Origin of the sequence: Burkholderia sp. BCC1999 (assembly GCF_905339975.1) — a bacterium.
Taxonomy (GTDB): domain Bacteria; phylum Pseudomonadota; class Gammaproteobacteria; order Burkholderiales; family Burkholderiaceae; genus Burkholderia.
In genome coordinates, this window is record NZ_CAJPHP010000035.1 from 54,704 (window position 1) to 64,231 (window position 9,528).

The following is a 9,528-nucleotide window of genomic DNA, read 5'->3' on the forward strand; positions in this document are numbered from 1 at the left end:
GAACCACGCGTTTACCACGGCACGGTCCGCCCCAGATAGTCGAGGTATTCGAGCCCTGGCCGAGCCCGTTTCGCGAGCAGCACGCCGACGAGGCTCGGCACGCTCTCGTCGATGGTCAGGCGCGCATCGGGCCCGCCGAGCTCGGTGCGCACCCAGCCGGGCGCCATCAGCGCCAGCGCACGCCGCGTATCGGCCTGACGCGCCGCGAAGCTGCGCATGAACTGGTTCAGCGCAGCCTTGCTGCCGCGATACACCTCGCGCATCCCGCTGACGTTGTTCGCGACGCTGCCCTGCCCCGACGACATCGCGCCGATGAGGCCGTCCGCGGTCACGAGATCCTGCAGTGTCTCGATCACGCGCATCGGTGCCAGTGCATTCGTGATCATCACGCGCACGAATTCGTCGGTCGTCACTTCGCCGATCGTTTCATTCGGATCGTTGGTCGTCCCCGCATTCACGAACAGCATGTCGAAGCACCTGCCCGACAGTCGCTCGCGCAACGCGGCCAGTTGCGCGGGCTCGCAGATGTCGAGCGTCTCGATCTCGAGCCGGCCGTCGTACCGGCTCGCGAGGTCGTGCAGCTTCGTGCGCCCCGATCCTTCGCGCACGGTACCCATTACATTCCAGCCCTTTTCCAGGAATGCCTCCGCCATCGCGAGCCCAAGGCCGCGCGAGGCCGCGACGAGCAGGATCGTGGGTGCGTTTCGATTCGATTCAGTCGATTGCATGGTGTCAGCCTTTGCCGAGTTGCGTCATGGGCCCACTATAGGCATCCATCACAACAGGCGCCAGACGCACCGGATGCAACCCATAGTTGCATCAAACGCCATATTAGTCGCGCAAAAGCGTATTCTGTCCTCATGGAAGACATCGACCTGAACCTCGTCACGGCGCTCGATGCGCTGCTGTCGGAAAGCAGCGTGACCGGCGCCGCGCGCCGGCTCGGCCTGAGCACGTCCGCGATGAGCCGCACGCTCACGCGGCTGCGGCGCGCCACCGGCGATCAACTGCTCGTACGCGCCGGGCGCAAGCTCGTGCCGACCCCGCACGCGGCCGCGTTGCGCGATCGCGTGCATGCGATCGCAAGCGACGCACGCGCCGTGCTGCGGCCGGCGACGGCCGACGTCGACCTGGCGACGCTCGCAGCGACGTTCACCATTCGTGCGGCTGCGTCGTTCATGGAAATGCTGTCCGGCCCCGTGGTCGCCGCACTCGGCGAAGTCGCGCCGCACGTGCGTATCCGCTTCGTACCGAAGCTCGACCGCGATCCGCAAGCACTGCGCGACGGCACGGTCGACCTGGAAATCGGCAAACGCGGCGACGACGCGCCCGAGCTGCACACGCGCATGCTCTTTCACGACTGGCACGTCGCGGTGGCACGCGCCGGGCACCCGCTGTTCGCGTCGGCCAGGATCACGCCGGCACGCTACGCTGCCTGCCGTCACGTCATCTCGGCCCAGCTCGGCGATTTCAGCGGGCCGGCCGACGATTCGACCGATCGACCTGGCTCGGGCCGGCCCGTGCACGTCGTGGTCCCCGGCTACCCCGACGCGATGCGCGTTGCGGCCAGCACCGACCTGATCGCGCTGGTGCCGCGCTCGAGCCTCGGCAACGCTTTCTCGCCCGGGCTCACGGAAACCCTCGGGCTGCGCAGCTTCGACATCCCGGTTCGCCTGCCGGCGATTCTCGTGTCCGCGCTGTGGCATCCGCGCATGCACGGCGACCCGGTGCATCGCCGTCTGCGCGACGCGGTCATTGCGGTCTGCCAGCGTGCGTATCCGGATTCCCGCCCGCCGCGCGCAACGGCGCGCGGCACCGGCACCGGCACACGCAAGGCCGGCTGACGCGCGGCTCAGACCAGCCGTCCGCCGCCGTCGATGTGCAGGATTTCGCCATTCATGAAGCCGTTGCCCAGCAGGAACGCGATCGCCTCGCCCACCTCGTCCGCGCGGCCGACGCGCCCGCCCGGCAACGCCGATGCGGCCCCCGCGAGGATCGTGTCGCGCGCTTCAGGACCGAACGCGTCGTAAAGCGGCGTCTCGACGAAACCGGGCGCGACGACGTTCACGCGAATCGGCTTCAGCTCCAGTGCGAGCGACTGCGCCAGCGCCTCGACGCCGCGCACGGCGGCGGCAATGACGGACGTGCCATGCGCGGCCGGCCGATCCGACAGTTGTCCGCCGGTCAGCACGATCGAGCCGGTCGCGGGCAGCAGCGGCAACGCGGCCCGGATCGCATACACCGGCCCGGCGATGCGCTCGTGCAGCGCGGCAAGCAGATGATCGGGATCGGTCTCGTTCAGCTTGCCGGCAATGAACTGACCGGCCGTGACGACCAGGTGATCCACGCGCGTCATCGCGTCGAATACGGCCTGCACCGCGTGCCGGTCCGCGATGTCGGCCACGGCGATGCCTGCGCCGCCGATCGCTTGCGCAGCGGCCTCGAGCCTTGCACGGGTCCGCCCGACCAGCGTGACGCTGGCGCCCCGCGCCTTCGCGGCGCTCGCCGCCGAGAGACCGATTCCGGAGCTCCCGCCGAAAATCACGACGTGTGCGCCACCCAGTGTCGAAAATTGCGTTGCCTCGTTCATGTCGACTCCTCATCAAGGATTGAAGGTTCGCGAACGTTAGGTCATTCTCGATTGCACCGGAACGTGGGAGACTTGCATAGGGTTCATGCCATAAAGGAATGAGATGGATGCATTGCGCTCCATGCGCGTGTTCGTCCGCGCAATCGAGCTGGGCAATTTCTCGGCGGTCGCGCGCGAGGAAGGCACCGGCCAGCCGACGATCAGCAAGATCGTCGCCGCGTTCGAACAGGAACTGGGCGTGCGCCTGCTCGAACGCTCGACGACGAGCCTCGCGCCGACCGACGAAGGCCGCCGGTTCTACGACCGCTGCAAGCGCGTGCTCGATGAATACGAAAGCGCGGTGGCCGAGGTGCGCGGGCAAACGTTGCGCCCGGCCGGCAAGCTGGTCGTCAATGCGCCGCTCGGGCTCGGCGAGCTGAGGCTGAATGCGCTCGTGCTCGAATTCCTCGCCGCGTGGCCGGAAATCGACGTCGAACTGCACCTGACCGATCGCGTGATCGACCTGGTCGAGGAAGGTGTCGACGTCGCGATTCGCCTCGGCCACGTCCTGCCGCCCGATGCCGTCGCGCGCCACATCGCGTCGTCGCCGCGCCTGCTGGTGGCCGCGCCCGGGTACGTGGCGCAGGCCCCGAAAATCCGCCGCCCGGAAGACCTGGCGAAGCACGCGTATGTCGGGTACGCCCGCACGGACATTATCGGGAGCGAACTGCAATTCGCTCGCGGCGACGAAACGGCTACCGTTCCGGTACACGGCCGGTATCGCGTCAACAGCTCGATCGCGTTGCGCGAGTGCTTCCTGGCCGGGCAAGCGGTCGGCAGCGCGCCGGCGTGGCTCGTCCAGGACCTGATCGATGGCGGACAGCTCGTCCGGCTGCTGCCGAAGTGGGACATGGTGCCGCCGCACGCGCTGCATCTCGTCTACGCGTCGCGCCGCCATCTGCCGCTCAGGACCCGCACGTTCCTGCAATTCATGACGCAACGCATTCCCGAACTGCCCGGGTTCCGCGCGACGCCGACGCCAACCGCGCCGGCCACGCGGCCAACCCGCTGACCGTCGGCATCGATCCATCCCTTTTTCCCGGCCGGCCGAATCCCCACTATTGCGGCGCGCACCGGCGGCGCCGGCGGGCCCTTCGGCTAAAATGCCGCACTTTCCACCTTGTCCGGCCCGCTCGCCATGCAACCCGCCTCCTCCGCCCAACCCGCCGCCCACGGCGCCGACGCCGCCGATTCGGCCCGCGACCTCGTCTACGGCCCGAATGACCGGCCGGCGCCGATGGTCGCCTTCGTCGCAGCGCTGCAGCACCTGCTGGCGATCATCGTGCCGATCGTCACGCCCGGCCTGCTGATCTGCCAGGCGCTCGGCGTGTCCAGCCGCGATACGACCCTGATCGTGTCGATGTCGCTGGTGATTTCCGGCATCGCCACCTTCGTCCAGTGCAAGCGCTTCGGCCCGCTGGGCGCCGGCCTGCTGATCGTCCAGGGCACCAGCTTCAACTTCGTCGGCCCGCTGATCGCCGGCGGCAGCCTGATGGTCAAGCAAGGCACGCCGGTCGAAACCGTGATGGCCGCGATCTTCGGCGTCGTGATCGCCGGGTCGTTCGTCGAGATGGGCGTGTCGCGCATCCTGCCGTTCGTGAAGCGCCTGATCACGCCGCTCGTCACCGGCATCGTCGTGCTGCTGATCGGCCTCACGCTGATCAAGGTCGGCCTCATCAGCATGGGCGGCGGCTACGGCGCGATGGCCAAGGGCACGTTCGCGAGCGCGGAGAACCTGACGCTGTCGGGGCTCGTGCTCGGCACGATCATCCTGCTGAACCGCGTGCCGGTCGTGTGGGTGCGCAGCACCGCGCTCGTCATCGCGCTCGTGATCGGCTATCTCGCGGCCGCGTTCCTCGGCCGCCTCGACTTCACCGGCATGCACCAGGCCGCGCTGTTCCAGGTGCCGACGCCGCTGCACTTCGGCATCGGCTTCTCGTGGTCGCTGTTCGTGCCGATGCTGATCATCTACCTCGTCACGTCGCTCGAGGCGATCGGCGACGTCACGGCCACCAGCAAGATCTCGAACGAGCCGGTCGAAGGGCCCGTATGGATGCAACGCATCAAGGGCGGCGTGCTCGTCAACGGCGCAAATTCGCTGCTGGCCGGCGTGTTCAACACGTTCCCGAGCTCGGTGTTCGCACAGAATAACGGCGTGATCCAGATCACCGGCGTCGCGAGCCGCTACGTCGGCATCTGGATCGCGGGGATGCTCGTGGTGCTCGGCCTGTTCCCGGTCGTCGCGGGCGTGCTGCAGGCCGTGCCGGAGCCCGTGCTCGGCGGTGCGGCCATGGTGATGTTCGGCGCGGTGGCCGCATCGGGCATCAACATCCTCTCGGGCGTCCAGCTCGACCGTCGCGCGCTGCTGATCATCGCGGTATCGCTGGCGCTCGGCCTTGGCGTGTCGCAGGTGCCGGACATCCTCAACAGCCTGCCGCACGCACTGAAGAACGTGCTGGAATCGGGCGTGGCCACGGGCGGCATCTGCGCGCTCGTGATGAACTGGTTCCTGCCGGAAAAGAAGTAACCGCATGACGACGCGGCGCGCCTCAGAGGCTGCGCCGCTCGTCGCGCCGAACGGCGCCGGGCTCCCGGCGCCTGCGGCCGAAGCCGGTCACCACACCGGCTGCGCACGCTCCCCACCCCGCGTCACGCTCAAAACCGCTCGTCCGCTATCGCCGGCATCACCAGTTCGCGCACGAACGCGGCATCGGACAACCGCAGCAGCGTACGCACCACGGCCACCACGTCGTGAACCGGCACCAGCCCGCCCTCGCCGCGCGCCGCGGCCGCCTCGAGCGGAACCGACAATGCATCGTCGGTATTCAGGTTGCCGAGCTGCAGGCACGTGACAGCCAGCCGGCTGCTTCTGAACCCCTCACGCAATGCATCGGCCACGCCGTTCAGCGCGAACTTCGACGCGCCGAACGCGACCTCCGGCCGCCCGCTCTGCCGAAGCGCGGACGTCGAACCGGTCAGGATGACTTGCGGTTTGGCCGATTGCAGCAAGCGCGGCACCAGGCGCTTGAGCAGCAGCAGCGTGGCCGTGAGGTTGACGTTCACCAGATTGACGATCGCGTCGTCCGGCTCGTCCAGGAATGCATAGCCGTCCGTGAAGGCCGCCGTCTCCCAGATCCCGACGTTGCAGATCAGCACGTCGAACGCGGCCGGCGCGGCTTGCGCAATGTGCGCGGCAGCTTCGGCAGGCGAAGCCATGTCGGCTTCGATCCATTGCAGCTCGACACCTTGCGGCAACACCAGCGCATCCGGACGCAGGCGCGATACGCCGATGACGGTGTCGCCGGCACTGCACACGCCTTCGGCAAGTGCCCGGCCCAGCCCTCTGCTGGCGCCGATGATCATGATCTTCATGGCGGGTTTCCCGGTGGTCGTCGCGCGCCGCGCTTCCGGCGCGCGCTGGATGGCTCCGCGTCGGCTTCCGCGCGAGGCGCGCTCATGGAAGAACCGCGTACGGACAGTCCGGCGATCGTACCGTGTCGCGGTGAGCGGCGCGGCATAGCCCTCGACATCGCAAGGGCGTTTCGTCCGGTGGCGATCAAACGTCAAACCCGGTCAGGCCGCCTTGGCCGATCGATTTGTGCTGGTTAGAATCACGAAATGCCCCAAATCCTCGCACCCGACACAGCCCCCGAAACCAGCGCCGTCCCGGTCAAGGAACGCGCGACCGTCGTCTGCTACCGTGACGAGAAAGTGTTGCTCGTCGCGCGTGCGGCGTCGCGCTGGGCGCTACCCGGCGGTACGATCAAGCGCGGGGAAGCACCGCTCGAAGCCGCACATCGCGAGTTGTGCGAAGAAACCGGGATGACCGGCCAGGATCTGACGTACTCGATGCAGTTCACCGGGCTCGCAAAGGTTCATCACGTGTTCTTTGCGGAAGTCGGCACGGACCAGACGCCGCAAGCGAGCAACGAGATCGAGAAATGCAAGTGGTTTCCGATCGACAGTGTCGACGGGTTGCGCGCGAGTATTCCGACGAAGCGAATCGTCGAACTCGTCTACAACCACGAAATCCGCAAGGCGTAGCGCACGCACGAGCCGTCACCGGCCCGCGTCGATCCTCGTGGATCAGCGGCGCGCGAACGCTCAGTGCGCGCGCTGTCTTCGCAATTCGCGCGTGGAATAAACGACGAGGAAGATGCCGAGCATTGCGGCGCCGGACGCCATGAACTCGTTGGCGCTTCCCGAGCTGTGCAGCAACGCCGGGAAAACGCCGAGACTCAATCCCGCACCCGCGAGAAGCAATCCTGCTGCCACGCCCCAGATCGGTCCGGTGGACTTGTCGATTTTATTTTTCATACAGCACCCGTCTACATTCATGACCTGGTCAGTGCCGGCAAACAGCACCGCGTCTACCGCCAGTCTTTCCACTATAGCCGGAAAATAATTCACTGCGTCCCCGGGCATTTACCGATCAAGTTTTACCGGTCACGACCACCTGATCGGGAAAATCGTGCCCCGTTCAGCCCGGGTGCCGATGAACGATCCGGCATGGCGGCAGTCGCGCGCGGCTGCGGTCGAAACGGTGCCCTGCCGTCCTGCCACGGCGATCGACGCGTCAGAGAAACAGCAGCGCCTCGTTCAACTCCGTTTCCCGGCGCGGCTGCTCACGCCAACCCAGTCGAACGGGAACCGAATAGAGCCGTTGCGCGCCGAAGCGCGGCCAGAAATGGCACAGCCCCGGCGCGATCACCTGCACGACGGACAGGCCGAGGTCGGGCCGCGTCTTGTCGACGACGAGCACGTCCATGCCGGCCGCCGCGATGCGTCCGACACCCTGCGCGATCGCAGCCGGCAGCGACGCGGCGCCGACCGGTTGCCACGTCGAGCCGGTCGTGCGGGGTAACTCGGTGGCCGGATACAGGAATCCGGTGTCCGCCAGCTTATCGCGATCCCACGGATGCGGGGCATCCGCGGCGACATCGAGCAACTGGTTGACTTCCGTCAGCGCCCGCTGCACGGCGATGGTGCCGTCCGGATGGCAGCCGAAGCCGATCGAGAAGCGCCCGTCCCGCGGATTTTCCGCCAGCGCGGCCACGGTCGGCACGCCGAGGTCGGTGGTGATGTCGAGCGCCCACAAACGCCATCCGAACGTCGCGTATTCGCGTACGAGCGCATCGAAATACGGATCGTCGAAACTCGACAATTCGATGCCGGGGCGCGCGATCCGGTTGTACCACCAGATCGCGACCGCATCGCGCTCGATCAATTCGAGCATGCCTTGCAGGATCGCCTCGTCGACGCTCGATCCCGCCGCGCAGCCGTTGGGGTTGTGCACGCAGGCGGCAGGCGCCCGCGCGCTGTCCGGCGTTTCCGCATAGCAGTAGCTCAGCGGCACGAGGTGGCGCCGGCCGGTCACAAGCGACCAGGCCGGCGTCCAGTCGATGACGTCGCGCGCCGTGAAGCGCGGCGGCACCTGTTTTCGAACATCGCGGGTCAACGTGTTGATCGCCTCGCGCGCGTCGAATTGCCGTTCGCTGAACTGCTGGAGGTCGTTCACGTGGATCGGGACGGCATCGCATGCGGGATCGGCGAGCAGGCTTTCGATGCTTCCCGCAAGCGTCGCCTCGTCCCCCTGATACACGCTGCTGAATCGCTCGAGCGCCTCGCACAGCGCGCTCGCGCGGGCCTGATCGTCGGTACGGCCCTTGCCGGAGCAGATCCTGTCGAAGCGGTTGCTGCCCGGTACGGCCGCCGGGCACACGAGAAAACCCGACGCATAGACCTTGCGCAGACCCGCATGCCGTTTCGGCATCGGGTGCAGGTAAGCGATCGCGCCGCTGACCGGCGAGACGAGATGGGCATGACGCGCGAACACCTGTTGCGCATCGGCGGTGCGATAGCCACCGTCGGCACGCGCCAGCGGTTCGTGAGCGGCGAGACGCGGCGCGCGCGCCGCCTGTTCGCGCATCCATTCGGGATTGCCGCAACACGGGCATTGCGGACGCTTCAGCACGCGGTGTCGCTCGGCGGCCAGTGTGTCGATGCGCTGCGCAAGGATATGGGTCTGCGCCCGTTCCGATGCGGCGGAATTGACCGCGACCTGCTCGACCGTCGCCGCCACGAGCGCCGCCGCCGCCGCGGCCGCGGCACGCGACGCAACCTGCGGCAAACGCACCGCGTCGCTGCCGTGATGGCGCGCGAGCAGTGCTTCGACCGGCCGGTTGATGCGAATCCAGTAGCGCACGCATTCGATGCATGGCGCGTCGGCGAGCGCGTCGCCGCCGGCCAGCAATGGCCCGATCAACGTCTGTACACCGCCCGTCGTCACGACGAGCAACGCCCCGCCGCGCGCCGCGACGCGGGCGGCGCACGCGGCAAGATCGTCGCGATCGTGCGTATCGGCGATCGCGACGGCCAGCCCGGCCTCCGCCACGACGTCGATGCCGGCCGCCTCGAGCGCGCGCCTGAGCGCCGTATCGTCGGCGCCGAACCGCTCGATCGAGACACGCAATTGCGCGACGTGCGCGCAGGCCGCATCGCCGTCGAGCCCCGCACGCTCGAAGAAGCCGCGCGCCGCATCGTCGTCGTGCGGCAGGTCCGCGCGCACGTACCCGCGACGCACCAGTTGGTCGAGACGCGCGAGCACGTCCCGTTCGCCGAACGCACCGGCAAGCGACGTCACGATCGCCGCGATCGTCATCCGCGCCCGCAGGCACGCCGCGATCTGCACGAAGATCGCGCCGGACAGCATCACGCGCTTGAATTCGTCGACGACGAACAGGGTCTCGGGCCCGGCATCGAGCACGAGCAGATGCGGTTTGAAGCGCAACACGCGCGAAAGGTCATCGAGCATCATGGGGTTCCATGCGGCGGGTAAACGAACGTCGCGCGGCCCCCGGGGGCCGCGGCCGGGGCCGGCGCCGCCCCCCCCCCGCCCC

General features: G+C 67.9%; 9 protein-coding genes. 4 read left to right on the plus strand and 5 right to left on the minus strand.

The features are described from left to right. Nucleotides 1-11: 11 nt before the first annotated feature. The gene (locus U5809_RS33005; protein ID WP_322089631.1) at nucleotides 12-728 is read right to left on the minus strand and encodes an SDR family oxidoreductase; all 717 of its coding nucleotides are present in this window, start codon (nucleotides 726-728) and stop codon (nucleotides 12-14) included. A 132-nt stretch (nucleotides 729-860) separates the two neighbouring features. Between U5809_RS33005 and U5809_RS33010 the strand changes: the two genes are divergently transcribed. Further along, nucleotides 861-1,844, plus strand: coding sequence for a LysR family transcriptional regulator (locus U5809_RS33010; protein WP_322089632.1), 984 nt, complete (start codon nucleotides 861-863; stop codon nucleotides 1,842-1,844). 8 nt (nucleotides 1,845-1,852) lie between these two features. Here U5809_RS33010 and U5809_RS33015 read toward each other — a convergent pair whose 3' ends face one another. After that, nucleotides 1,853-2,590, minus strand: a complete 738-nt coding sequence (locus U5809_RS33015) for an SDR family oxidoreductase (protein ID WP_322089633.1) — start codon at nucleotides 2,588-2,590, stop codon at nucleotides 1,853-1,855. 103 nt (nucleotides 2,591-2,693) lie between these two features. Between U5809_RS33015 and U5809_RS33020 the strand changes: the two genes are divergently transcribed. Together U5809_RS33020 and U5809_RS33025 are read left to right on the plus strand one after the other, a co-directional pair. Next, nucleotides 2,694-3,641, plus strand: coding sequence for a LysR family transcriptional regulator (locus tag U5809_RS33020; RefSeq protein WP_322089634.1), 948 nt, complete (start codon nucleotides 2,694-2,696; stop codon nucleotides 3,639-3,641). 126 nt (nucleotides 3,642-3,767) lie between these two features. Beyond that, the gene (locus U5809_RS33025) at nucleotides 3,768-5,156 is read left to right on the plus strand and encodes a nucleobase:cation symporter-2 family protein (protein WP_322089635.1); all 1,389 of its coding nucleotides are present in this window, start codon (nucleotides 3,768-3,770) and stop codon (nucleotides 5,154-5,156) included. 128 nt (nucleotides 5,157-5,284) lie between these two features. On the opposite strand, the gene U5809_RS33030 is transcribed toward U5809_RS33025, so the two are convergent. Continuing rightward, complete coding sequence (locus U5809_RS33030) at nucleotides 5,285-6,196, minus strand: SDR family oxidoreductase (RefSeq protein WP_322089636.1); 912 nt, start codon at nucleotides 6,194-6,196, stop codon at nucleotides 5,285-5,287. Nucleotides 6,197-6,247: 51 nt separating this feature from the next. On the opposite strand from U5809_RS33030, the gene U5809_RS33035 reads away from it, so the two are divergent. After that, nucleotides 6,248-6,673, plus strand: a complete 426-nt coding sequence (locus U5809_RS33035; protein WP_322089637.1) for an NUDIX hydrolase — start codon at nucleotides 6,248-6,250, stop codon at nucleotides 6,671-6,673. Nucleotides 6,674-6,733: 60 nt separating this feature from the next. Here the strand turns inward: U5809_RS33035 and U5809_RS33040 are convergent, their stop codons facing one another. Next, nucleotides 6,734-6,946: a hypothetical protein gene (locus U5809_RS33040; RefSeq protein ID WP_322089639.1), complete on the minus strand. Its 213-nt coding sequence runs from the start codon at nucleotides 6,944-6,946 to the stop codon at nucleotides 6,734-6,736. Nucleotides 6,947-7,205: 259 nt separating this feature from the next. Continuing rightward, nucleotides 7,206-9,443 (minus strand): TOMM precursor leader peptide-binding protein, encoded by a 2,238-nt coding sequence (locus U5809_RS33045; protein WP_322089638.1) that lies wholly within the window; start codon nucleotides 9,441-9,443, stop codon nucleotides 7,206-7,208. Nucleotides 9,444-9,528 lie beyond the last annotated feature (85 nt).

Coding starts and splice junctions, on each gene's coding strand:
- U5809_RS33035 (WP_322089637.1), top strand. CDS start 6,248: ATGCCCCAAATCCTCGCACCCGACACAGCCCCCGAAACCAGCGCCGTC.
- U5809_RS33020 (WP_322089634.1), top strand. CDS start 2,694: ATGGATGCATTGCGCTCCATGCGCGTGTTCGTCCGCGCAATCGAGCTG.
- U5809_RS33010 (WP_322089632.1), top strand. CDS start 861: ATGGAAGACATCGACCTGAACCTCGTCACGGCGCTCGATGCGCTGCTG.
- U5809_RS33040 (WP_322089639.1), bottom strand. CDS start 6,946: ATGAAAAATAAAATCGACAAGTCCACCGGACCGATCTGGGGCGTGGCA.
- U5809_RS33045 (WP_322089638.1), bottom strand. CDS start 9,443: ATGCTCGATGACCTTTCGCGCGTGTTGCGCTTCAAACCGCATCTGCTC.
- U5809_RS33015 (WP_322089633.1), bottom strand. CDS start 2,590: ATGAACGAGGCAACGCAATTTTCGACACTGGGTGGCGCACACGTCGTG.
- U5809_RS33025 (WP_322089635.1), top strand. CDS start 3,768: ATGCAACCCGCCTCCTCCGCCCAACCCGCCGCCCACGGCGCCGACGCC.
- U5809_RS33005 (WP_322089631.1), bottom strand. CDS start 728: ATGCAATCGACTGAATCGAATCGAAACGCACCCACGATCCTGCTCGTC.